We start from the raw sequence: 23,453 nt of genomic DNA on the forward strand, positions 1-23,453 counted from the left end.
TGAAAAACCTCAGCATTCTGAAACTTAAAAAATAGATAGTATATGTTGACTGCAAACGAAATCAGAGACTCGTTTAAGAATTTCTTCGAAAGCAAAGGGCACCACATCGTCCCTTCCGCTCCCATGGTGATTAAGGACGACCCTACGCTAATGTTTACCAACGCAGGTATGAACCAGTTCAAAGACATCATTTTGGGCAATCATCCCGTCAAATATAAGAAAGTGGCTGACTCACAGAAGTGTCTGCGCGTAAGCGGAAAGCACAACGACCTGGAAGAAGTAGGTCATGACACATACCACCATACCATGTTCGAGATGCTGGGCAACTGGTCGTTTGGCGACTACTTCAAGAAGGAAGCCATCTCCTGGGCTTGGGAATACTTGGTGGATGTGCTGAAGATCAATCCTGAGAACCTCTACGCCACCGTCTTCGAAGGAAGCCCTGAAGAAGGCTTGAGCCGCGACGACGAAGCTGCTTCCTACTGGGAACAGTTCCTGCCGAAGGATCACATCATCAACGGCAACAAGCACGACAACTTCTGGGAAATGGGTGATACAGGTCCCTGCGGCCCGTGCTCGGAAATCCACATCGACCTCCGTTCCGAAGAAGAAAAGAGACAAATGCCTGGCCGCGACATGGTGAACCAAGGCCATCCACAGGTCATCGAGATATGGAATCTCGTGTTCATGCAGTTCAACCGCAAGGCCGACGGCAGCCTCGAAGGCCTGCCTGCAAAGGTAATTGATACCGGCATGGGCTTCGAGCGTCTTTGTATGGCTATACAAGGCAAGACTTCCAACTACGATACCGACGTCTTCCAGCCGCTTATCCAGGCCATCGCAATCATGACCGGTGCCAAGTATGGCGAAGACCAGCAGAAGGACGTAGCTATGCGCGTCATTGCCGACCATATCCGCACCATCGCCTTCTCCATCACCGACGGACAGCTGCCCAGCAACGCTAAGGCAGGCTACGTCATCCGCCGCATCCTGCGCCGTGCCGTCCGTTACGGCTACACTTTCTTAGGACAGAAACAGTCGTTCATGTACAAGCTGCTGCCCGTGCTGATAGACAACATGGGCGTCGCCTATCCCGAACTGAATGCCCAGAAAGGCCTCATCGTCAAGGTCATCAAGGAAGAGGAGGAAGCCTTCCTGCGTACATTGGAGACAGGTATTCGCCTGCTCGAAAAGACTATGACCGAAGCCAAAGCTGCCGGCAAGACCGAAATCAGCGGCAAGGATGCCTTTACGCTGTACGACACCTTCGGCTTTCCGCTCGACCTGACCGAACTGATTCTCCGAGAGAACGGCATGACGGCTGACACGAAGGAATTTGACACCGAGATGCAGCAGCAGAAACAACGTGCCCGCAACGCCGCCGCCGTAGAGACCGGCGACTGGATTACACTGAAGGAAGGCATCACCGAATTTGTAGGTTACGACTATACAGAATATGAAACCAGCATCCTGCGCTACCGTCAGGTAAAACAGAAAAACCAGACACTTTACCAGATTGTACTGGATAAGACGCCGTTTTACGCTGAAAGCGGTGGTCAGGTAGGCGATACGGGTGTATTGGTGAGCGAATTCGAGACCATCGACATCATCGACACCAAGAAGGAAAACAATCTGCCCATCCATTTGGCCAAGAAGCTGCCCGAACACCTCGATGCACCGATGATGGCCTGCGTAGATACCGACAAACGCGCTGCCTGTGCCGCCAACCACTCGTGTACGCACCTGCTGGACGAGGCACTGCGTACTGTGCTGGGCGATCACGTAGAGCAGAAAGGTTCGCTGGTGACGCCGGACTCCCTGCGTTTCGACTTCTCGCATTTCCAGAAAGTGACCGACGAGCAACTGCGTCAGGTTGAGCACTTAGTCAACGCCAAGATCCGCGCCAATATTCCTTTGAACGAATACCGCAACATTCCTATCGAGAAAGCCAAGGAACTGGGTGCCATCGCCCTCTTCGGTGAGAAGTACGGCGACCACGTCCGCGTCATCCAGTTCGGCTCTTCCATCGAGTTCTGTGGTGGTACGCACGTAGCCGCTACCGGAAACATCGGCATGGTAAAAATCATTTCCGAAAGCTCCGTAGCAGCCGGTGTACGCCGTATCGAGGCTTATACAGGCGCCCGTGTAGAAGGACTGGTTGACACCCTGCAAGATACCATCCGCAACCTGAGAGCCCTCTTCAATAACGCCCCCGACCTGGGCGAAACCGTCCGCAAATACATCGAGGAGAATGCAGGGCTGAAGAAGCAGGTAGAGGAGTTCATGAAGGAAAAAGAAGCCTTGCTGAAAAACAAACTGCTGCAGAGCATCAAGGAGGTAAACGGTGTGAAACTCATCAAGTTCTGCGCTCCCCTGCCCGCCGAAACGGTGAAGAACATCGCCTTCCAGCTACGCAGCCAAATTACGGAGAACCTCTTCTTCGTGGCTGGCACCGAGTTCGAAGGCAAGCCGATGCTCACCGTCATGCTGAGCGACAACTTGGTAGCCAACGGCCTGAAAGCCGGCACCTTGGTGAAGGAAGCAGCCAAACTGATTTTGGGCGGTGGCGGCGGTCAGCCTCACTTCGCAACGGCCGGTGGCAAAAATCCCGATGGCCTGAGCGCAGCGGTCGACAAGATTGTAGAACTGGCAGGACTCTGATGCACCAACCGCATCGGCAGGTTGCCGGCCTGAACTAAGAAAAGGATGTGTTCCACATATACGGAACACATCCTTTTTTCTTTCACTACCTATCTCCGTCGGTTTCTTTGTTGTTTTAATTACCGATGCCATGCACCGGCTTCCCCTACACGAACCAACCAGTTCAAAGGCAATATACCGCCAGTTCAAAGGCGTTGAACTAACAGTTCAAACGGAGTGAACTGGCAGTTTAAACAGGTTAAACCGACAGTTTAAAGATGGTAAACTGACAGTTTATTTTTATTAAGCAGGAATAAACTGATAACTTTTTATAAATCAGACGTATGCAATTTAGGTGAGTTTACTGTTCCAAATCACCAATCCACCCGTCGGCATTCAGTACCTGAACCGTAACGCGCGGACGGCTGGCGAACATGTCAAGAAGAGCGGTCGCAAAGGAGTACGCTCACTCTACAAATGCCATGATTGCGGCAAGGGCTTTATCGGAAAGAAATATCTTGATAATGAATAATTGAAAGATGCATCTCCATTCCTATCATTTTGCGCCCTAAAACACAAAAAGGAAGAAAAAAGAAAGAAATAATTTGAAGGTTTAAATAAAAGTCATATCTTTGCATCCGCAATTGAGAAACGATGGCGGGATAGCTCAGCTGGTTAGAGCGCATGATTCATAATCATGAGGTCCCCGGTTCAATCCCGGGTCCCGCTACCACAAAAAGTTCAGACTGTTGAGTGACTTCCACACTTGACAGTCTTTTTTATTTCCTATTGGCAAAAAGGAGCAATGTAAAAGTCAAAAAACGACACGAAAAATCCCTGCATGGTTTGAAGAACCGGATACCCCCAATCCGAGAACCGATCTCTTACCAACTACAAACTTGTAGCTGCCCAACTGCGAACTTGTACCCGAGCGACTGTAAAACTTACAGTCGGGCAACTGTAAGTTTGTAGCCGGTAAGATTATTTTTTGCTATCAGCTTCCATTTCTATCTCATAATGATAATGCATCTTTATATGATTTGTAAGTAGTTTATTCAATTCATCAATAAGAGAGATATCGCGACTCTCATTCTTGTCTGAAATAGTTGCCAATACATTCTGATAATCTTCTATGAACTTTTTCGTATCAGAAATCAAACTGATAAACTTTTCAAGAGAAATTTTTTCATTTGTCGATGGAGATGGCGAATGTTTTTCCACACTGTCAAGGAAGTTTGTATAAGCTACAGAGTAGTTGCTTTGTGCAAAAGACTTTGCGCTTATAATGGATTCCAAAATCATATCTTTAGAATTTTGATGGTACCAGTTATGCTTAGTTGTAGAAATACTTTTCCGTATCCCATTTAGGTCTTCCAAATCCCAATAGCCGGTTTGCCCATACCAATTTCCCAAAAACTTAAGACTTATAAGTTTCCAACCAAAGAATTCTATATATTCTTTAGACGTCAACTGCTGTATGTTAATCCCATAGCTTATGTTACCATTATAATCATTAATTATTTTATCGGATAGCAGGAATTGGTATTTTGGTAATTCTTTTAGTAATTCTTCTGGTGCTATTAGGTCTACCGAAATATTATTTTCTATTATTTGTACTCCAAAAAAATGCGGTTTAAATTCCATATGCTTATATTATATGATTAATATACATTTTAATATTGACTGCTATTGTCTTACACAATCTCTTGTACTTTCAACGGTTTGCAGGTCATCATCCATAAATTCCATAATAAGTTTGGTATCCGATATAGATTTAACTCTCAAATAAAAAGGTTCATCATCGTAAGTGCCATCATCTTCATAATATTGATAGCACGTCAATATATTGTTTTTAGAGTTAAAAGTGTATTTGTGTTTCTCTTCATAATATACTGCTGATGGGTAATCTGAAAAATAGCAATAGTCTTTTTCAACTATAAAATAGGGATAACCATCAGTATAAGGATCATACCATATCCCTTGCAATAGTTCTATTGTTGATTTACCACCGTTACTTTCTTCTTCACCGTCATCGCTACTGCAAGAAGCCAAGTTCACACACATTACTACGGCCAATAAAGCCATTCCTAAAGATCTAAAAGTTTTCATCTTTCTTTTCTATTTATGCTTTTCAGTACCCTTAAAAAGCTGTTTTATTAAATAGAAAAAGGTGTGGGCACTTATTTGTTTATCCTATGTTCAGGCTCTCGCATTGCCTTTGGTACGGATAAAACAATAGCGACCCACACCAATTTTGACAATATCCAAGGCCTTATAGAAAATAAGGTAGGTTATATCAAATGATGGGGTGCTATTGCTATCATCTTCGTACCTTTGTCAAATTTGCGAGATTTGAACATAGAAGATAATCTCAATAACACCTTTCGTTAATAATATGTCCTTCCAGCGTCCTAACTCAATAGCCGGCTGAAATTGCTGCAAAGTTAGCGAATGGTTTTGAATAGTCAAATTAAAAATGCTGATAAATGCAAAAAGAGGACAGAGAAAAATCTGTCAGAGTTCCAATGGGCCAACGTAAAAAGAAGCAACAATCATACATTTAATTAAGCAACGGCGTATGTACGGTGAAATTGATACCGCACACACGCCGTCCTGCCTTGCATACACATTCGGTAAAAGGGAGTTTCTCCCTGTGTCTTAATTCCTCAAATTCATATACCTATGTGTCCGTAATTAGCCGGCTTCAGCGACCGTCACTTATTTGCAGCAGCGGGGTTTCAGTTGCTTGAAGAAGTCGTTGCCCTTGTCGTCCACGAGGATAAAGGCAGGGAAGTCTTCCACTTCAATCTTCCAAATGGCTTCCATACCCAGTTCGGGATATTCCACGCACTCGATGCTCTTGATATTGTTTTGTGCCAGGATGGCTGCAGGGCCACCGATGGATCCGAGGTAGAAGCCGCCGTGCTCCTTGCAGGCATCGGTTACGGCCTGGCTTCGGTTACCTTTGGCCAGCATAATCATGCTGCCGCCATGACTCTGGAACAAATCGACATAAGGATCCATACGGCCGGCCGTTGTGGGCCCCATGGAACCACAGGCCATACCTTTTGGAGTCTTGGCCGGTCCGGCATAGTAGATGGGATGATCCTTGATGTACTGGGGCAGGTCTTCACCGCGATCCAGACGTTCTTTTAGCTTGGCGTGTGCAATGTCGCGGCCCACGATGATAGTACCGTTCAAACTCAGGCGCGTAGCTACGGGATATTTGGTCAGTTCTTTCAGAATATCGGCCATCGGCTGGTTCAGGTCGATGCGTACAGCGTCACCTTCGCCTGCCTGACGCAAAGCTTCGGGAATCAGTTCACCCGGATGGCTGTCCAGCTTCTCAATCCAGATGCCGTCCTTATTGATCTTGCATCGGATGTTGCGGTCGGCCGAGCACGATACGCCCAGCCCTACGGGGCACGATGCCCCATGACGCGGCAGACGGATGATGCGCACGTCGTGTGCGTAGTACTTGCCGCCGAACTGTGCGCCCAGGCCGATGTTGTGAGCCTCTTCGAGAACCTTCTTCTCCAGCTCGATGTCGCGAAAAGCGCGGCCGTATTCGTTGCCCGTCGTAGGCAGGTTGTCATAGAAGCGGGTGGAAGCGAGCTTCACGGTCAGCAGATTCTTCTCGGCCGACGTACCGCCGATAACGAAGGCAATGTGGTAGGGAGGACAAGCCGCCGTACCCAGCGTCTTCATCTTTTCTACGAGGAATGGAACCAACGTTTCGGGGTTCAAGATGGCTTTCGTCTCCTGATAGAGGTAAGTCTTGTTGGCCGAACCGCCGCCTTTAGTCACACAGAGGAACTCGTACTCCATGCCTTCGGTAGCTTCTATATCAATCTGTGCGGGCAGGTTGCACTTGGTATTCACCTCCTCGTACATGGTGAGCGGAGCGTTCTGCGAGTAGCGCAGGTTTTCCTCGGTATAAGTCTTGTACACACCCAGCGACAGAGCTTCCTCGTCGCAGTAGCCCGTCCATACCTGTTGGCCTTTCTCGCCGTGAATGATGGCCGTACCGGTGTCCTGGCAGAAGGGGAGCAGACCTTTGGCGGCCACCTCGGCATTGCGCAGGAAAGTCAGTGCCACGTACTTGTCGTTGTCGCTGGCTTTGGGATCGCTCAGGATCTTGGCCACCTGCTCGTTGTGCGAGCGGCGCAACATGAACGACACATCGCGGAAGGCAGCGTTGGCCATGGCGGTCAATCCTTCCTTCTCAATCTTCAGGATGGGTTTCCCTTCAAATTCGCTTACAGACACATAGTCCTTGGTAAGCAGATAATACTCAGTCGTATCCTTTCCCTTTTCGAACATGGGCTGATACTTGAACGGAGGTGTTGTTGCCATAATTACAATTTGTTTAATAAGTTGTTCAATCTTGATTGCCACAAAGGTAAGAAGTATTATCGAAATATTTCTTTAATTGAAAGCCTTTTCTTCGACGGGAATAGAGGTTTTTTAGAAATAATTTCAGCTGCCTACCCTTTTCATCCGCTCTATCAGTTCGTCGCCCAGCGCATTCTTCATCTCGATATGTTTCAGCACAGCGGTAACAAACGGATTGCTTTCGAAGTCGCCGCGCACCTGCTCGAAGTCCATTTCCTTCTCCAGCCGCGAACCGTCGGCTCCGAAGCCCGTCATGGAAGCCAGGGAAAATTCTTTCTTGGCATCTTCATAGACCATACGATCGAGACCGATGGCCGCCTCTTTCCACTTCTCTACAATACGGATAATGTCGGCAGCAGTCATCTCTTCGGGCAGTACGCCGTAGAATTCCTTTAGTTTCTCGTAAGCCCAAGTCCATTCGTAAGTATAATAATTGCGGTGCATTCGTTCGAACTCCGCATTGATTTCCCTCAGTTTATTCACCGTTTTGCTCTCAATATTCGCAATCAACGCGTCCACCTCACTCTTCGGTGCTATCAAGCCCGATATGTCTACCCACTCGCCGCTGCCGATGGATGTATCGGGACAAAGGCGGGCACGGATTTCGTCGTCATTGCGGAAGTCGATGCCTTCGAGGCGCTTAATGACGGAATTGCCCAAGAACTTATGGATAGCGATTTCGTAGAACCTGATGCCGTTCACCAACGACGAGTTACGTATCTTGGCACTATGGTAAGAGTAAATGTCAGACAACTCGCCACTGGCGTGGCGCAGGTTGAGAAGCGTCTCACGTCCCTTGAACATCTTCTGTACGGTGTAGGGACTCAACAAGTTGTAGTTGATGAAGTCCAGCTTGTTAGGATCCTTGCGTCCGTCACGCTTGGGCCACTTCTGCGCGTCGCGGATGGTTCCTACACTTCGCAGGTTGACACCCGGAACCAGATAAGTCGTGTTGTTCTGCTCTATCAGATAGGAGAAAGGTAGATTCGACGTATCGGAATGATTGACATGACGCCCCATGACCAACGAGAAAGCCCCTACACGGGCCGGCCAAAGGATATAGGAGTCGGACGTGGTTTTGGCACCGCGTTCCAATGTGCCCTGATGGATGGGACCGAGCTTATACATGTGGTTACTCTGGTTGGAACCCGAACCGGCGTTCATAAACGAGAACATTCCCGCAATGAGCAGCGTCGACTTGTGGTGAGTCACGGTGAAAGGACCGGCAAAAATAGCACAGGCTTCTCCGTTTTCTCCCTGACAATTACTGAAAAACAGGGAATCCGAAGCCGAGTAATTGTGCCCCAACTTGCAGGCCTGCCCCACGAAGCAACGGGTCAACATGGTGCCGTCGTCCACATGCGAACCGCTGGAAAGGATAAAATCATCGCAGATGACCCCGTCGCCCACCTGCACAGGTGCCGTCTCGTTGCTGTTGATGCTGCCGTTGGACAATCTGCAGGCACCCGAAATATGGGCATAGTCTCCGATACGGACGTTCTTCACCGACCCTGTATTCAGAATGGTCACATGGTTGCCAATGGTTCCCACCGCTGAAGCATGTTTGCTGGAATAGTAATCGGCAATCTCTTTCAAGCGGGCAATCAGTTCGGGGCGATGTCGGTAGAGTGCCATAATGTAGGCCAGATGGGCGGAAAGCTTATCGTTGATCAGCACTTCACGTCCACCTGTTTCATTCAGCACAGACACCTCCACCCCATTACCGAACTTCGACACCTCGTCCACTAAGATAATATCCACATTCTCGATGAACGTGTCGTGCCCGATTTCGTAGTTGGCAATATAGTTCTGGATGTTCTCGATGCAGCAGTTGTCGCCCACCGTCACGTTGTGCAACGTCACGTATCGCAGGCCGGAATGCTTGCGGATACCTCCCGGCAGCGTAAACTCCGCCTGAAAAGTTCCTAACTTTACTTCTCCTGAAAAACGCGTATGATATACGAACTCCGTTGAGAAGTCTTCTGATACACGTATCTTCTCCCAATCGTCTGCCAAACAAGACTGTTCCTTTAGCCGAAGTATTTCGTCCTCGGTCAGTTTTCTGTATTGTTCCATCTTATTTCAGTTTTATAATCATCTATAAACAATAAAACGCAAACGGACAGGCCGATAAGCAGCCGCATCCATCCACGTTTCATAGAGATTTCTATATAGAAATCCTCCGAAGAGGTTTCCTACCATACTATTTACAATTCCCCGTTCTCGTCGTATGCCTGATAGAGGAAGTCATTATACGGATACTTCTGTACATGCAGTTCTTTCACACGCTGATAAACCATCGTTTTCATTTCCTCGATGTGAGTCTTCTCACGTGCCGAAATAAACATGCAGTTGTCCTCCAGCTTCGCCATCCAAGTCTTCATCAGTTCCTCCAGCGACAGGTTTTCCTTGGTACGCGGAGTCAGGTCGTCCTCATCCTTCTTCGCATACGTATAGGCATCTATCTTGTTGAATACCAAAACCATCGGCTTGCCTGCGGCTCCGATGTCGGCCAAGGTCTTGTTCACCACCTCAATCTGTTCCTCAAAGTCGGGATGCGATATATCTACGATGTGCAACAGCAGGTCTGCCTCCCGCACCTCGTCCAGTGTAGACTTAAAGGAGTCCACCAAGTCGGTGGGTAACTTGCGGATGAACCCTACCGTATCGCTGAGCAGGAACGGCAGGTTGTCGATAATCACCTTGCGCACCGTTGTATCGAGCGTGGCAAACAGCTTGTTCTCGGCAAACACTTCACTCTTGGCCAGCAGGTTCATCAGCGTGGACTTACCCACATTGGTATATCCTACCAAAGCCACACGGATCAAACGCCCTCGGTTCTTGCGCTGCGTAGTCTTCTGCCTGTCAATCTCAGCCAAACGTTCCTTCAGCAAGGACATGCGGTTCAGGATGATACGACGGTCCATCTCGAGCTGGGTTTCACCAGGGCCGCGAAGTCCCACCGACCCCTTACCGCCGCCGGCACCGGAACCACCTCCCTGACGTTCCAAGTGTGTCCAAAGTCGTTGCAGGCGCGGCAGCATGTATTTGTATTGTGCCAGCTCCACCTGCGTCTTGGCATTGGCTGTCTGTGCACGCATGGCAAAGATGTCGAGGATAAGCGATGTACGGTCCAGTATCTTCACTTTCAGCTCCGCCTCGATGTTACGAATCTGTTTGGCCGAGAGTTCGTCATCGAAGATAACCATACCGATTTCTCTTTCCCCCTCCTTTTCGTCCTTGATATATTGTTTTATTTCGTCCAGCTTACCCTTCCCGACATACGTCACCGAGTTAGCCTGATCCAGTTTTTGTGTAAACCGTTTCACCACTTCCGCCCCGGCTGTCTCAGCCAAGAAAGCCAGTTCGTCCAGATACTCATTCGTCTTCCGCTCGTCCTGCGTTTTCGTAATGAGTCCCACCAGCACCGCAGTTTCCACCTGCACTTCGGAAATTACAAATTCTTTCATTGCCATTGTCGATACTTTCTACATCCTATTTTCCATATCGGTGGCAAATATAAAGATTTATTGGGAATAAATATCGAACGATCATAAAAAAAAAAGGGAGGACAACAAACATCCTCCCTTTTTATCAGCTATCTTGTCTATGAAAGCTCCCAAATCACTTTGGAAATAATCCGGGAGGGGTTCAAAATAGTCCTGTCACATCAAGTATCAGATTTTCAATAAATTAGTGCGACACCTTAGTACCTTTGGTAAACATTTCCGTGAAAAAATAAAAAATACCTTTCCTTTAAAGGCAGCCTATTTTTTATTTTATTTCAAAAAAGTTTGCACAGCCCTGTCACTGTCGCAGCAACCAGCTGTATATCAGCAAATTGGTGCGACAGGACTGTTTTATTCGTGCCAAAACCCCGTTTTTCTTCCGTCTTTTTTCACGGGCAAATCCTTCCGTCCTGACGCCGTGCTTGCTGACCCTCTGACGAAGTGCTTTGTCACCTTCTCAGAAAGCACTGCATGACACCCTCACGCAGCACTGCATCGGGACTTCAGGAAGTGCTGCGTGGCAGCGGAAGGAAATAGAAATTTCATTGTCGATTCATTGTTTATACCGATAACTTACTGCGGAGCAATAATTCCTGTTTTCAGAATATCCACCAAAATAGGCTTCATTCCGCTTACAAAACATTCTACGGCTATCACCATCAGGATAAGACCCATGAGACGCATCATAACATTGTTGCCCGTCTCTCCCAACACATTAACCAGGCGTGTGGAAGCACGAAGAATAAAGTAAGTCAGCAAATAGATAAAAGCAATGGAACCAATCAGGACGCTTTTCAGTTCAAAAGTGTGGGCATCCTGCATCAGGACAATGGCATTGGCAATGGCTCCCGGACCACAGAGCATCGGAATGCCCAAAGGCGTGATGGAAATATCGTTCGCATACGTTTTGATTTCTTCATCATTCAGCTTCATCGGCGTATAACGCGCTTGCAGCATGTCAAAACCAATCTTAAAAATAATGACTCCTCCCGCTATGCGGAAACCGTCGGTAGAAATGCCAAAGAACCAGAAAAGGAACTGTCCGGCAAAAGCAAAGACCATGATAATGATAAAAGCAGTCAACGTGGCACGGGTAACCACACTGCGTCTTTCCTTGTAGGTCATTCCCTGCGTCATGGTCAGAAACACAGGCATGGTGCCCAACGGATTGGTCAACGTAAAGAAAGAAGTAAGGCACAAAAGTGCAAAAGGTAAAATTGTATCCATAATATCAGTTATTAACAATCATCCGAACAATATCGGCCAACGACGAACGATCATAAGATTGTAAGCAATTCTTTCAAATCCTTGATGTGATAAGTCGGCTTAAAAGGCAATTCATTCCGCCCTTCTACATCAAAAAACACCTGATGCATACCCACGCCATAGGCTCCGGCAACATCATTTTCCCAATTATCACCCACCATCAACGAATCTTCCAAGTACGACTGGGTGGCCGAAAGAGCAAAATGAAATATCGGAGCATGAGGCTTCAAGACACCTATATCATCAGAGAGGACTACTTTTCGGAAATAGCCGTCGATACCTGCCGAACGCATCTTATGGCATTGCAACTCCTGAAAACCGTTCGACAAGATATAAAGATTGTAGCGCCCTGACAAATAGTCGAGCACCTCGCGGGCATGAGGCATCAGCTTTGCTTTTGTAGGAATCACCGAAAAGAAATCATCTGAAAAACGTTTTGCCAATTCCGCATCCCCGCATCCTACTTGCTCCAGCGGATAAAGAAAACGCCGGCGGTTCAGTTCCTCTTTCGTGATCTTTCCCTGTCCATACTCTTCCCACAGTTCTAAATTCCGCTTCTGATAAAGTTTGTAGAAATGGATAAAGGAGGGGAAAAAACGGTCATACGCATACTTGTGATACATTTCCTGAAACGTATCATAGGCATTTGCCGAAAAGGCCCATAACGTATCATCCAAATCGAAAAAGATGTTCTTATATTTCCGGGACATGGGACAAAGATTAAGGTTCAAAAGAACTGCCAAAAAAACGCAGGCTTATGCTGAAGGTCATCGGGAACATTTCTCGTACCTCTCTGCAAAAGCCTGCGTTTACATCACCATCGACTTACGATCTACCGCTTATTTCACCTGAATCACAAGGTATTTGGAAATGCTCCAGAACTCTTGCGGATTGATAATCTTCAGCGTAAGCTGGTTCTTATCATCTTTCTCGAACGCATAGGAACCGGTGGGATGGTTGGTCAAAATATCAGCCGAACGGGAGTACAGCTTGATTTCCTTTGCTGTACGGATATCGACTTCCGTAAAATAGTCTTTGTTTACTTCAGCATCCTGCAACACTTCGCCTTTTTTGAGAATGTTCTGGTCTTTCAATTCCTTCTTGGTTCCGAAGACAAACCAGGCCGTATGCAACGCCTTGTCCTGTTGGGAGACGGTCTTGGCTTTGGCTTCGTTTTCTGCTGTAAGCTGTTCTTTCTGCGTCGTCAGGTTAGTAACCGCAGCATCCAGTTCCTGAATGCGAATATTTTTCGATGCCAGCTCTGCCTGCAATTCCTCAATCCGCTGGGCTTTGTCTGCCAATTCCTGCGTTAATTGTTCAACTGCACGTTTCAGCTGTGCCGAGTTTGCCTTGCTGTTCTTCAACATCTGTTGCAGTTTCTCAATCTGCTGCTTGTTTTCTTCCATCTGTTTGCGGATGAATTCTATGTCGGAAGCCATCTGCTGACGGGCATTCAACGAGCCTTCTGCAACCGAACCACGCTGCAAGTCCACCCGATTTTCCGCAGCATTAATCTGCCGGAAACCTTCAGAAATATCATTGAACGTGCCCATCATCTCGTCTAACTCTGCATCACGCTGGCCCAATGCCACTTTCAAAGAATCATTCTCGGCCCTTAACTTGTCTTTGCTCTCACCTGTAAAATTGTCGCATGAAGCCGCAACGGCCGCACATACAACCCAAAAAGCTAATTTTTTCATACGATTTGTCTTTACGTTTAAAGTTGATTTTCTTTGTCTATTCCTGCTATCACGATTACGATTTCGCCGCGAGGTTCATTCGCCGCATAATGGGCGGCCAAATCACTCAAGGTTCCACGTACCGTTTCTTCATGCACCTTTGATATTTCTCTTGAGACAGAAGCCTGCCGTTCTGCCCCAAAACATTCGGCGAACTGGGTCAAAGTCTTCACCAAACGATAAGGCGATTCATAAAACACGACCGTTCGCGACTCGTTAACCAACGCTTTCAGACGCGTCAAACGTCCTTTTTTCTGGGGCAAAAAGCCCTCAAAACAAAAGCGGTCGCACGGTAACCCCGATGCAACCAAGGCCGGTACAAAAGCGGTAGCCCCCGGAAGACACTCCACTTCCACTCCATTCCTTGCACATTCACGTGCCATCAGAAAGCCCGGATCGGAGATGCCCGGCGTACCGGCATCTGATATCAATGCCACCGTTTCGCCTCCCTTTATACGATTAACCACACTTTCAACCGTCCTATGTTCGTTGAACTTATGATGAGATAGCATTGCATTCTTTATCCCAAAATGCTTCAGCAGAATACCGGATGTACGCGTATCTTCTGCCAAAATGAGATCGGCCTCTTTCAAGATACGGATAGCTCTGAAAGTCATATCTTCCAGATTACCTACCGGTGTGGGGACAATGTACAGCTTTCCCATAGTCCGTTCAATTGAAATACTTACGCAAAAGTTCGACAAAAGCCACTACAGCCTCGTTCTCCTCGTCCACATGTATTTCCTTTTGAAACATAGCCCAGGCTTCCTCAAAGGATGCGGCGGCATTCAACTCTGCAAATACCCGATTCATCCGTGCGGCATCTCCGCCAAACAATTCACGGGTAAATCGAAACGAATCGTTCAGGCTGACAGCATGACGCAAATCACTCGCAGACTTTATCCGCTCGCCCAATATGCCAGACGGAGAGAGTTGCTCTTCAGACAGGTGCATCGAAGCCGATGGAGATTCCGCGATTTTCACTTCCTGCCCGACGGATATAGGTTCTCTTTCTTCTACCTCCTGCCTTACGATAGCTTCGGAAGCCTCCTGAGCCCCTGTTCCGGGCTGCAACAATTTGTTCAATTCCGCAAATTTATTCTGCAGCTCACCCAAACGCTGTTCCATGCGTCCGATACTCCCTTTCAGGACATCCATTTCCGCCTTTATATCATCTAACAGTTTCTGCATATCCTTCGTCGTAACTTATTAATGGGACAAATGTAGAAATAAATAATGAAAAAACACGAGGAAGCGAACAAAATGATTACTTTTGTACGGATTATAACGACAAAGATATGAACGTTTTTTCAGAAGATCATATACAGGAAACCAGCAAACGAGGACGGATTGAAGTTATCTGTGGCTCTATGTTCTCAGGTAAGACAGAAGAACTTATCCGGCGGCTGAGACGGGCTAAGTTTGCCAAACAGCGGGTAGAGATATTCAAACCTGCCATTGACACACGCTATTCGGAAGCTGAAGTAGTGTCGCATGACAGCAATTCCATCGCCTCAACTCCTATTGATTCGTCAGCTACTATCCTGCTTCTTGCATCTGAAATGGATGTAGTCGGTATAGATGAGGCCCAATTCTTTGACAACGGCCTGATAGATGTCTGCACCCAACTGGCCAATAATGGAATCCGAGTCATTATCGCAGGTCTCGACATGGATTTCCGAGGCATTCCGTTCGGCCCCATGCCCGGTCTCTGCGCCATAGCCGATGAAGTGACCAAAGTACATGCCATTTGTGTCAAATGCGGCCAACTGGCCTCCTTCTCACATCGCACCGTAAAAAATGACAAGCAAGTGCTCCTCGGAGAAACGTCTCAATATGAACCTCTATGCCGCACGTGCTATTTGAAAGCCATCCACGAAGACAGCAAAAAATGAAAAAAGGATTCGCGCATTATGGAACGTAAGAAAATCACTTTCGACAGCTTTATACGCGGTATCATCATTTGCGGTATTGTCATTGCCGTTCTGATGCTTTTGAAAAGACTTAGCAGCGTATTGCTTCCCTTTTTCATTGCATGGCTGGCCGCTTATTTGATTTATCCGTTAGTAACTTTCTTTCAGTATCGGCTGAAGTTAAAGAACAGAATTCTTTCTATATTTTGCGCCCTTCTCTTATTGGCAGCTATAGGGACAACGGCTTTCTATCTATTGGTTCCCCCGATGGTACAAGAATTCAGTCGAGTCAAAGATCTGCTGATAGCTTATTTCACAGACAATACCTATGGTAGCAACGTGCCACGAAGCATATCAGATTTTCTACGGGAAAACATAGATCCGGCATTACTTAAACAGCTTTTTCAAGAGAAAAATCTATTGAATATGTTGAAAGAAGCCGTACCTCCTCTATGGTCATTGGTCACAGGCTCCATTAATCTAATATACGGGGTATTCACGGTTTTCATTATCTTACTGTACATCGTATTCATATTGTTAGATTATGAAAGCATTTCCGAAGGTTGGGCACGTTTACTTCCGGCAAAATACCGCCCCCTTTTGACAGGCATTATGAACGATGTCAAAGAAGGTATGAACAAGTACTTTCGCGGTCAGGCATTTGTGGCATTATGTGTAGGCATTTTATTCAGTATTGGCTTCCTCATCATTGATTTTCCTTTAGCCATCGGTTTGGGACTCTTTATAGGGGTTCTTAACCTGGTTCCTTATCTGCAACTTATCGGTTTTATCCCAACGATTATATTGGCAATCTTGAAAGCTGCCGACACAGGAGGGAACTTTTGGATCATATTGGCTGCGGCACTTGCCGTATTTGCCGTTGTACAAGCCATTCAAGACGGCTTCATTGTACCGCGCGTAATGGGCAAGATAACGGGCCTGAACCCGGCTATCATCCTACTTTCGCTTTCCATATGGGGTTCGCTGATGGGAGTGTTAGGCATGATTATCGCTTTACCCTTAACCACACTTATGCTTTCTTATTACCAGAAGTTTATTATCAACCGGGAGAAAATTGAACATTCAGAAAATACTGAATATCAGTCCAATGAACAAAATCCAATAAAATAAATACAAATAAACGCTTGTCATTTGAAAAAGAATACCTACCTTTACACCCGCTTAACAGCATCAAGGTTTGATTCGCTAGCTCAGCAGGTAGAGCACAACACTTTTAATGTTGGGGTCTTGGGTTCGAGCCCCAAGCGGATCACGCGAACAAAAAGCAAAATAACAAAAAGAAGCCGACCTACAAGAGTTCTTTAGGTCGGCTTCTTCTGTTGGGCTACCTGGATTCGAACCAGGAATGACAGGACCAGAATCTGTAGTGTTACCATTACACCATAGCCCAATATATCTCAGTCCCCATTTTGCGGTTGCAAAGGTACGTTTTTTTTGTGAAGCGCAAATATTTTGAGAGATTTTTTTGCAGAAAAGATTGATAAATGGCCTTTCTTTCTACAAAACAATTGTATCACTAAAAAAAACTAAAATCTAAATACTTTTCACATTTTACGTGTTACATACAAGAAAACGGCGTATATTTGCCGATTGTTTTAGTATAATAATGTATAAATGGACGAAACAAAAAAACTGATTAAACAAATCACTGAAGGAATCCAAAATAAAAAAGGGGAAAAAATCGTCATTGCAGACCTGACGCAAATAGATGACACCATCTGCAACTACTTTATCATCTGCCAAGGGAACTCACCCAGCCAAGTTACCGCCATCGTAGAGTCTGTTAAAGACTTCGCACGCAAGGGAGCCAACGCCAAGTCCTATGCGATAGACGGCCTGAAAAATGCTCAATGGGTGGCCATGGACTATGCGGATGTATTGGTGCATGTATTCTTACCCGAAGTGCGCAATTATTACAATCTGGAAAACCTTTGGGCAGATGCCAAACTTACTGAAATACCCGACTTAGACTAACAAACGAATATGTACAACAATAACATCAATAAAAAGAACACCGGCAACGGCAACAATAAGATGAACTTGCCTAAGTTCAACCTGAACTGGCTGTACATGATTCTCTTGATGATGCTGGCCGGACTGTGGCTGACCAACAAGAACGGTGCCAGCAGCAAGAATGTCTCCTACGACGAATTCCAGAGCTACGTGCAAAAGGGCTACATCAGCCGCGTGACGGGCTTTGATGACAATTCGGTAGAAGCCTACATCAAGCCACAACACGTAGGCAACGTGTTCGGTATCGACTCCACCCGTGTAGGACGCAATCCGATGATTTTCACCGAAGCGCCCTCGCGCGAAAGCCTGGGTGACTTCCTTCAGAAAGAAAAGGACGAAAACCACTTTGACGGAGCTATCACTTACGAAAAGAAAGGCAACTACATGAGCCTCATCCTGTGGAATGTGGTGCCTATCCTGCTGATTGTTGCCTTCTGGATCTACTTGTCGCGCCGCTGGAGCGGTGGCGGAGGCATGGGCGGCGGTGGAGGCATCTTCAGTGTCGGCAAGTCGAAAGCACAACTGTTCGAAAAGGGATCGAACATCAAGGTGACATTCAAGGACGTAGCCGGTTTGGCCGAAGCCAAGCAGGAAGTGGAAGAAATCGTAGAGTTCCTCAAAGAACCGCAGAAATATACCGACTTAGGAGGGAAAATACCCAAGGGCGCCTTGCTGGTAGGACCTCCGGGTACGGGTAAAACATTGCTGGCCAAGGCTGTAGCAGGCGAAGCAAACGTGCCTTTCTTTTCGCTGGCAGGTTCAGACTTCGTGGAGATGTTCGTCGGCGTAGGTGCTTCACGTGTGCGCGACCTTTTCCGTCAGGCCAAGGAAAAAGCTCCCTGCATCGTGTTTATCGACGAAATCGACGCCGTGGGACGTGCCCGTTCAAAAGCGGCTGCCATGGGTGGCAACGACGAGCGTGAGAATACGTTGAACCAATTGCTGACCGAAATGGACGGATTCGGCTCAAATAGTGGTATCATCATTCTGGCCGCCACCAACCGCGTAGACGTGTTGGACAAGGCTCTGCTGCGTGCAGGTCGCTTTGATCGTCAAATACACGTCGACCTACCCGACCTGAACGAGCGTAAAGAAGTGTTCGGCGTACACCTGCGTCCCATCAAGATAGACGAGACGGTAGACATTGACCTGCTGGCCCGTCAGACGCCTGGCTTTTCGGGTGCGGACATCGCCAACGTGTGCAACGAAGCCGCCCTGATAGCTGCCCGTCACGGCAAAAAGTTCGTAGGCAAGCAGGATTTCCTCGATGCCGTAGACCGCATCGTAGGAGGTTTGGAAAAGAAAACCAAGATTACAACCGAAGAGGAGCGCCGCTCCATTGCCATCCATGAGGCAGGACACGCCAGCATCTCCTGGTTATTGCAATATGCCAACCCGCTTATCAAGGTGACTATCGTGCCACGCGGACGTGCTTTGGGTGCCGCCTGGTACCTGCCCGAAGAACGACAAATCACGACCAAAGAGCAAATGTTGGACGAAATGTGCGCCACACTGGGTGGACGCGCTGCCGAAGCCCTCTTCCTCGGCCGCATTTCGACAGGTGCCATGAACGATTTGGAACGTGTAACGAAGCAGGCTTATGGCATGACAGCCTACTTAGGCATGAGCGATAAACTGCCTAACCTGTGCTACTACAACAACGAAGAATACTCTTTCAACCGTCCCTATAGTGAGAAGACCGCCGAACTTATCGACGAAGAGGTGAAGCGCATGGTGAACGAGCAGTATGAACGTGCCAAGCAAATCTTGTCTGAACACAAGGAAGGACACAATAAGCTGGCTCAGCTACTTATCGAAAAGGAAGTCATCTTTGCCGAAGACGTGGAGCAAATCTTCGGCAAACGCCCCTGGGCTTCACGCTCGGAGGAAATCATCACCGCCAACAAAACTTCCAAAGAGCTGAAAGAAGCAGCCGAAGAGGAAAGCAAACGCGCCGAGCAAGCCGTGCTGGAAGTGAAAGAACAGAAAAAGGGAAACGTCTCTGAACCTGCCGAAGGGAAAGCACAGGCAGAAAGCAAAGCGGATGAAAAGAAAGGGGAACAACCCACAGAGACATAAAGGAGGTAAGCCATGCAAAGCAATCTCGTGAAAAGAACCATTACAGGCGTCTTGTTCATCATCGTACTGGTAGGCTGCATCCTATACAGCCCCCTTTCTTTCGGACTTCTGTTCACCCTCATCGCAGCCCTGAGTGTGCATGAATTCGGCCACTTGGTCAATGCAGGCGGCGAAGTAAAAATCAATCGCACCATCACTTCGCTGGGCGGAGCTTACCTTTGTCTGGCCCTGATGGGATTCTGCACACAGGCTACTGACGCACGTGTTTTTCTGCCTTACTTAGCCCTATTGCTCTACCTGATGATCACAGAACTCTACCTGAAGCACAAGAATCCGTTAGCCAACTGGGCTTTCTCCATGATGAGCCAGCTCTATGTAGCCCTGCCTTTCGCCTTGCTCAACGTGTTGGCTTTCCACAACGACCCGGTGGCAAGCAGCGTAAGTTACAACCCTATTCTGCCGCTCTCCATCTTTGTCTTCATCTGGCTGAGTGATACGGGTGCCTATTGCGTCGGTTCGCTGATAGGAAAGCATCGTCTTTTCGAGCGTATCTCACCCAAAAAGTCCTGGGAAGGGAGCATCGGAGGAGCAGTCTTCTCCATCGCATCTTCATTTATCTTCGCCCATTACTACGACTTTATGTCCGTAAGTCAATGGGCCGGGCTGTCAGTCGTCGTTGTCGTGTTCGGCACATGGGGCGACCTGACCGAGTCGCTTATGAAGCGCCAACTGGGCATTAAGGACTCGGGCAATATCCTCCCCGGTCATGGAGGCATGCTCGACCGATTCGACAGTGCCTTGATGGCTATCCCCGCCGCTGTCTGCTATCTGTTTGCATTGACACTTTTCTAAGATTTTCCACCTTGGGAAATCCCCATAAAACAAGGCCCCGAAAGCTGGACATACATCCGCTTTCGGGGCCTCCGACTTTACATACTAATTTAAAAAGACATTATTTCAACTGTACCTTCAACAGGTCTACATTACGTTGCAAGCCTTTCTCCGAGCTGCCTTCGCCTTCATTGCCAGACGAAACAAAGTCGAATGCCACTTCCACCTCACCATTGACCGAAGAATTAAGTTTCAGCTTGATACCTTTTGTGGTATCTGTGAAGTTCAAGCTGTTAAGGTTATAAGAAACAGCTCCCCAATTTCCATAACCCGTCACGTCGTCGTAATCGTTGTAACGCAACTCCAGATGAACATATCCGTCTTCACCATAGAGTTCAAAATCGTCTTGCGGACGCACAAGGCTGATGCGATGTTTCTCCTTGACAGGCAGGTTCTGAAGGAAGATAATATTCATGTATCCACCACTAATACTGATGTCACCCCGATAAATGGTAACAGGATCGTTGCCAAACTCCTCGTCCATCTCGGGCGTCAAAGTCTCCACCTGCTTGGTCAACACGTTTTGGATGCCTAAAATCTTGACCGCATGGTCGTAGCCTTCGTAGTTATCCCCCAAGGGATTGAAGTAAGTAATGACTCGCTGGCCGTCGACAGGCGCATACCAACCCATATCGGTATTGACAGGCCAAAGCGTGCCCCAAACATCACAATCCAGATAGAAAGCGCCTCCACCCACACGAACCGTCGCCCATAAAGGAGGCGTAAAATCCCCTATTGAATAGCTATCATCATCGTCGCACGACTGGAAAACGGGCGACAAAGCCAAGCATAACAACAGGATAAACCAATATACCTTTTTCATAATCCTCACAATTATCTTCTGATTTCTGACAAGGAAACGGGCAGATCGCGCATTTACTGCATCGACTTGCCCGCTTTTAACATTTAATTTGAAATACTCAGGCCTGAGTAAATCGATCCTTTGCCAACATCGAACGGATGAGACGGGCTGCCTTGGCAGGAGCGCCTGGTTCGCCCAAACGCCTGCTCACGTCGTCGTAACCCGCCAGCATCTCCCTGCGCCAGCCTTCGTCAGTAAGGATACGCCCCAGTTCCGCCTTTATCTGCTCTACCTTCATCGTGTCGGCTACCAGCTCGCGCACCACTTCACGCCCTGCTATCAGATTGACGAGCGAGATGTATTTCACCTTCAGAATATGCCGTTTCAGGAAGGCAGCGACGCGTCCGACGGGCGTATGATAGCACACCACCTGCGGCACGCGGAGGAGCGCTGTCTCGAGCGTGGCCGTGCCCGAAGTGACCAGCGCCGCATCGGCATGACTCAGCAATTCATAAGTCTGATCGAAGACGACCTTTACTTCTGCATTTCCTATGTAGGCGCGATAGTAGTCGTCATCAATGCCGGGTGCACCTGCCAGCACCAGCTGATAGCCGCCGAAAGTAGAGGCTGCCTGTATCATGTCGGGCAGGTTGTCTTTGATTTCCTGCTTACGGCTACCAGCCAGCAAAGCGATGACGGGCTTGGCCTGCAGGCCGTTGCGTTCGAAGAAATTCGATCGCGTCTCCCGATAGGATGCGCGGAAGGCAGCCACCTCGTCCTGCGTGGGGTTGCCCACGTAGTGGATGGGGTATTGGTGCTTTCCCTCAAAGAAATCGACCTCGAAAGGCAGGATGGAGAAAAGTTCGTCCACGTCGCGCTTGATGTTTTTGATACGGAATTCCTTCCATGCCCATATCTTAGGGGCAATGTAATAGTAGACAGGGATGCGCGTGCGGGCATGGATATACTTGGCGATGCTGAGATTAAAGCCGGGGTAGTCCACCAGTATCAAAGCGTCGGGCTGCCACTTCACAATATCCTGCTTGCAGAAGGTCATGTTGGCAAAGATGGCACGCAGGTGGAGCAGGACGGGGATAAAGCCCATATAGGCCAAATCGCGGTAGTGCTTCACAGGCGCACAACCACTCGCGACAGCCATCAAGTCGCCCCCAAAGAAACGGAACTCCGCCTGCGGGTCTTCACGACGCAAGGCAGTCATCAGGTGCGACGCATGGAGATCGCCCGAAGCTTCGCCGACAATCAGGTAGTATTTCATGCGGTCAGAACCAAGTCTTCAGCTCATCAATCAGGCCATAGGCCGTAACGTCCACCGTAGTAGGTGTAATAGCGACATAGCCGTTGGCCAATGCCCAGTGGTCGGTGTCCTCCTGGTCGGCATCTTCGTCCACGAACTCACCCGTCAACCAATAGAAATGACTATCGCCGCGATGGGCAAAGTTTTCCCATTCGTTAGTCCATTGTCCCTTTGTCTGGCGGCATATTCTGACACCTTTCAGTTCTTGCGTGTCGGGAAAGTTCACATTGAGGCAAGTCAGCGCAGGCAAACCTTTCTCCAATACCAGTCGTACAATGTCGCGGACATAAGGACCGGCAGCCGTAAAGTCTGCGTCAGGCTCGTGACTGCACAAAGAGAAACCAATGGAAGGCACGCCTTTGAGACATCCTTCGATAACTACGCCCATCGTGCCCGAATAGTGTACGCTCGTAGCCGAATTGTCGCCATGATTAATACCGCCCACTACGAGGTCAGGCTTTCGGTCAAGCACTGTCTCAAAAGCCAGCTTCACGCAGTCGGTAGGATTGCCGGAGCACTTATAAACCGTCAGACCTACGTCCTTGCGCACAAGGCTGTAGTGGATAGGTTCGTCTGTAGTCAATGCACAACCCGTGCCCGAACGGGACTTGTCGGGGGCCATCACTACAACTTCGCCCAACGGACGGAGAAATTTAATCAACTCACTGATTCCTTTCGCAACGATGCCGTCATCGTTCGATACCAATATCAAAGGTCTCTGATTTTCCATACTTTTACCAACATTTTTGTTAATTCCCGACAAAGGTAGCAACTTTAGAGGGGAAATAAAAAAAAGAGCTGTCAAACTTCCATAACGACAAAAATCTGACAAATTGGCGGTAACGCTTATTTTTACGGGAAACTTCAGAT

The 23,453-nt window shown here is 47.9% G+C and carries 20 protein-coding genes and 3 tRNA genes; 9 read left to right on the forward strand and 14 right to left on the reverse strand.

Features of this window, described 5'->3' with window-relative positions; all coding sequences use genetic code 11:
• Positions 1 to 42: 42 nt before the first annotated feature.
• The 3 genes from alaS to Q0Z70_RS04190 all read left to right on the forward strand — a co-directional run bounded on the left by alaS (position 43) and on the right by Q0Z70_RS04190 (position 3,373).
• Complete coding sequence (gene alaS / locus Q0Z70_RS04180) at positions 43 to 2,661, forward strand: alanine--tRNA ligase (protein WP_298072871.1); 2,619 nt, start codon at positions 43 to 45, stop codon at positions 2,659 to 2,661.
• A gap of 334 nt (positions 2,662 to 2,995) precedes the next feature.
• On the forward strand, positions 2,996 to 3,172 hold the full coding sequence (locus Q0Z70_RS04185; RefSeq protein ID WP_298072872.1) for a hypothetical protein: 177 nt from the start codon (positions 2,996 to 2,998) through the stop codon (positions 3,170 to 3,172).
• Positions 3,173 to 3,296: 124 nt separating this feature from the next.
• Positions 3,297 to 3,373: transfer RNA gene (locus Q0Z70_RS04190), tRNA-Met, on the forward strand.
• Positions 3,374 to 3,621: 248 nt separating this feature from the next.
• Here Q0Z70_RS04190 and Q0Z70_RS04195 read toward each other — a convergent pair.
• The 10 genes from Q0Z70_RS04195 to Q0Z70_RS04240 form a co-directional block, all read right to left on the reverse strand.
• On the reverse strand, positions 3,622 to 4,284 hold the full coding sequence (locus Q0Z70_RS04195) for a hypothetical protein (protein WP_298072873.1): 663 nt from the start codon (positions 4,282 to 4,284) through the stop codon (positions 3,622 to 3,624).
• A 42-nt stretch (positions 4,285 to 4,326) separates the two neighbouring features.
• The gene (locus Q0Z70_RS04200) at positions 4,327 to 4,749 is read right to left on the reverse strand and encodes a hypothetical protein (RefSeq protein ID WP_298072874.1); all 423 of its coding nucleotides are present in this window, start codon (positions 4,747 to 4,749) and stop codon (positions 4,327 to 4,329) included.
• Between the two features lie 609 nt (positions 4,750 to 5,358).
• Positions 5,359 to 6,996 carry a fumarate hydratase gene (locus Q0Z70_RS04205; RefSeq protein WP_298072875.1) on the reverse strand — a complete coding sequence of 546 codons (1,638 nt, stop codon included), beginning with the start codon at positions 6,994 to 6,996 and terminating at the stop codon, positions 5,359 to 5,361.
• A 123-nt stretch (positions 6,997 to 7,119) separates the two neighbouring features.
• Entirely contained in the window at positions 7,120 to 9,111 is a 1,992-nt protein-coding gene (locus Q0Z70_RS04210; RefSeq protein ID WP_298072876.1) for a DUF4954 family protein, read from the reverse strand.
• Positions 9,112 to 9,242: 131 nt separating this feature from the next.
• Positions 9,243 to 10,505 carry a GTPase HflX gene (hflX, locus tag Q0Z70_RS04215; RefSeq protein WP_298072877.1) on the reverse strand — a complete coding sequence of 421 codons (1,263 nt, stop codon included), beginning with the start codon at positions 10,503 to 10,505 and terminating at the stop codon, positions 9,243 to 9,245.
• A 612-nt stretch (positions 10,506 to 11,117) separates the two neighbouring features.
• Positions 11,118 to 11,771 (reverse strand): MarC family protein, encoded by a 654-nt coding sequence (locus Q0Z70_RS04220; RefSeq protein WP_298072878.1) that lies wholly within the window; start codon positions 11,769 to 11,771, stop codon positions 11,118 to 11,120.
• A 50-nt stretch (positions 11,772 to 11,821) separates the two neighbouring features.
• The gene (locus Q0Z70_RS04225) at positions 11,822 to 12,520 is read right to left on the reverse strand and encodes a YjjG family noncanonical pyrimidine nucleotidase (RefSeq protein ID WP_298072879.1); all 699 of its coding nucleotides are present in this window, start codon (positions 12,518 to 12,520) and stop codon (positions 11,822 to 11,824) included.
• A 129-nt stretch (positions 12,521 to 12,649) separates the two neighbouring features.
• Positions 12,650 to 13,510: a hypothetical protein gene (locus Q0Z70_RS04230; RefSeq protein ID WP_298072880.1), complete on the reverse strand. Its 861-nt coding sequence runs from the start codon at positions 13,508 to 13,510 to the stop codon at positions 12,650 to 12,652.
• Between the two features lie 17 nt (positions 13,511 to 13,527).
• On the reverse strand, positions 13,528 to 14,214 hold the full coding sequence (gene rsmI / locus Q0Z70_RS04235) for a 16S rRNA (cytidine(1402)-2'-O)-methyltransferase (protein WP_298072881.1): 687 nt from the start codon (positions 14,212 to 14,214) through the stop codon (positions 13,528 to 13,530).
• 7 nt (positions 14,215 to 14,221) lie between these two features.
• Positions 14,222 to 14,740 (reverse strand): hypothetical protein, encoded by a 519-nt coding sequence (locus Q0Z70_RS04240; RefSeq protein WP_298072882.1) that lies wholly within the window; start codon positions 14,738 to 14,740, stop codon positions 14,222 to 14,224.
• A gap of 107 nt (positions 14,741 to 14,847) precedes the next feature.
• Between Q0Z70_RS04240 and Q0Z70_RS04245 the strand changes: the two genes are divergently transcribed.
• From Q0Z70_RS04245 to Q0Z70_RS04255, 3 genes are all read left to right on the forward strand, one after another.
• Positions 14,848 to 15,444: a thymidine kinase gene (locus Q0Z70_RS04245; protein WP_298072883.1), complete on the forward strand. Its 597-nt coding sequence runs from the start codon at positions 14,848 to 14,850 to the stop codon at positions 15,442 to 15,444.
• Positions 15,445 to 15,462: 18 nt separating this feature from the next.
• Complete coding sequence (locus Q0Z70_RS04250; protein WP_298072884.1) at positions 15,463 to 16,593, forward strand: AI-2E family transporter; 1,131 nt, start codon at positions 15,463 to 15,465, stop codon at positions 16,591 to 16,593.
• Between the two features lie 69 nt (positions 16,594 to 16,662).
• Positions 16,663 to 16,735: transfer RNA gene (locus Q0Z70_RS04255), tRNA-Lys, on the forward strand.
• A gap of 67 nt (positions 16,736 to 16,802) precedes the next feature.
• Here the strand turns inward: Q0Z70_RS04255 and Q0Z70_RS04260 are convergent.
• Positions 16,803 to 16,873 (reverse strand) — tRNA-Gln (locus tag Q0Z70_RS04260).
• Between the two features lie 224 nt (positions 16,874 to 17,097).
• Between Q0Z70_RS04260 and rsfS the strand changes: the two genes are divergently transcribed.
• The 3 genes from rsfS to Q0Z70_RS04275 are packed head-to-tail and all read left to right on the forward strand — an operon-like array spanning position 17,098 to position 20,427.
• Positions 17,098 to 17,457, forward strand: a complete 360-nt coding sequence (gene rsfS / locus Q0Z70_RS04265) for a ribosome silencing factor (protein WP_298072885.1) — start codon at positions 17,098 to 17,100, stop codon at positions 17,455 to 17,457.
• A 9-nt stretch (positions 17,458 to 17,466) separates the two neighbouring features.
• Positions 17,467 to 19,575 (forward strand): ATP-dependent zinc metalloprotease FtsH, encoded by a 2,109-nt coding sequence (gene ftsH, locus Q0Z70_RS04270; RefSeq protein ID WP_298072886.1) that lies wholly within the window; start codon positions 17,467 to 17,469, stop codon positions 19,573 to 19,575.
• Positions 19,576 to 19,587: 12 nt separating this feature from the next.
• The gene (locus Q0Z70_RS04275; protein WP_298072887.1) at positions 19,588 to 20,427 is read left to right on the forward strand and encodes a phosphatidate cytidylyltransferase; all 840 of its coding nucleotides are present in this window, start codon (positions 19,588 to 19,590) and stop codon (positions 20,425 to 20,427) included.
• Between the two features lie 100 nt (positions 20,428 to 20,527).
• Here Q0Z70_RS04275 and Q0Z70_RS04280 read toward each other — a convergent pair whose 3' ends face one another.
• The 3 genes from Q0Z70_RS04280 to surE form a co-directional block, all read right to left on the reverse strand.
• Entirely contained in the window at positions 20,528 to 21,289 is a 762-nt protein-coding gene (locus Q0Z70_RS04280) for a NigD-like protein (protein WP_298072888.1), read from the reverse strand.
• Between the two features lie 97 nt (positions 21,290 to 21,386).
• Positions 21,387 to 22,544, reverse strand: coding sequence for a lipid-A-disaccharide synthase (gene lpxB, locus Q0Z70_RS04285; RefSeq protein ID WP_298072889.1), 1,158 nt, complete (start codon positions 22,542 to 22,544; stop codon positions 21,387 to 21,389).
• Positions 22,545 to 22,548: 4 nt separating this feature from the next.
• Positions 22,549 to 23,313, reverse strand: coding sequence for a 5'/3'-nucleotidase SurE (surE, locus tag Q0Z70_RS04290; RefSeq protein ID WP_298072890.1), 765 nt, complete (start codon positions 23,311 to 23,313; stop codon positions 22,549 to 22,551).
• Positions 23,314 to 23,453: the final 140 nt, after the last annotated feature.

The sequence above is a fragment of the uncultured Bacteroides sp. genome, from assembly GCF_947632445.1.
Classification (GTDB): Bacteria; Bacteroidota; Bacteroidia; order Bacteroidales; family Bacteroidaceae; genus Bacteroides.

Coding starts and splice junctions, on each gene's coding strand:
- Q0Z70_RS04205 (WP_298072875.1), bottom strand. CDS start 6,996: ATGGCAACAACACCTCCGTTCAAGTATCAGCCCATGTTCGAAAAGGGA.
- Q0Z70_RS04280 (WP_298072888.1), bottom strand. CDS start 21,289: ATGAAAAAGGTATATTGGTTTATCCTGTTGTTATGCTTGGCTTTGTCG.
- Q0Z70_RS04200 (WP_298072874.1), bottom strand. CDS start 4,749: ATGAAAACTTTTAGATCTTTAGGAATGGCTTTATTGGCCGTAGTAATG.
- alaS (WP_298072871.1), top strand. CDS start 43: ATGTTGACTGCAAACGAAATCAGAGACTCGTTTAAGAATTTCTTCGAA.
- Q0Z70_RS04220 (WP_298072878.1), bottom strand. CDS start 11,771: ATGGATACAATTTTACCTTTTGCACTTTTGTGCCTTACTTCTTTCTTT.
- Q0Z70_RS04250 (WP_298072884.1), top strand. CDS start 15,463: ATGGAACGTAAGAAAATCACTTTCGACAGCTTTATACGCGGTATCATC.
- hflX (WP_298072877.1), bottom strand. CDS start 10,505: ATGAAAGAATTTGTAATTTCCGAAGTGCAGGTGGAAACTGCGGTGCTG.
- rsfS (WP_298072885.1), top strand. CDS start 17,098: ATGGACGAAACAAAAAAACTGATTAAACAAATCACTGAAGGAATCCAA.
- surE (WP_298072890.1), bottom strand. CDS start 23,313: ATGGAAAATCAGAGACCTTTGATATTGGTATCGAACGATGACGGCATC.
- Q0Z70_RS04275 (WP_298072887.1), top strand. CDS start 19,588: ATGCAAAGCAATCTCGTGAAAAGAACCATTACAGGCGTCTTGTTCATC.
- Q0Z70_RS04245 (WP_298072883.1), top strand. CDS start 14,848: ATGAACGTTTTTTCAGAAGATCATATACAGGAAACCAGCAAACGAGGA.
- ftsH (WP_298072886.1), top strand. CDS start 17,467: ATGTACAACAATAACATCAATAAAAAGAACACCGGCAACGGCAACAAT.
- Q0Z70_RS04210 (WP_298072876.1), bottom strand. CDS start 9,111: ATGGAACAATACAGAAAACTGACCGAGGACGAAATACTTCGGCTAAAG.
- rsmI (WP_298072881.1), bottom strand. CDS start 14,214: ATGGGAAAGCTGTACATTGTCCCCACACCGGTAGGTAATCTGGAAGAT.
- lpxB (WP_298072889.1), bottom strand. CDS start 22,544: ATGAAATACTACCTGATTGTCGGCGAAGCTTCGGGCGATCTCCATGCG.
- Q0Z70_RS04225 (WP_298072879.1), bottom strand. CDS start 12,520: ATGTCCCGGAAATATAAGAACATCTTTTTCGATTTGGATGATACGTTA.
- Q0Z70_RS04195 (WP_298072873.1), bottom strand. CDS start 4,284: ATGGAATTTAAACCGCATTTTTTTGGAGTACAAATAATAGAAAATAAT.
- Q0Z70_RS04230 (WP_298072880.1), bottom strand. CDS start 13,510: ATGAAAAAATTAGCTTTTTGGGTTGTATGTGCGGCCGTTGCGGCTTCA.
- Q0Z70_RS04240 (WP_298072882.1), bottom strand. CDS start 14,740: ATGCAGAAACTGTTAGATGATATAAAGGCGGAAATGGATGTCCTGAAA.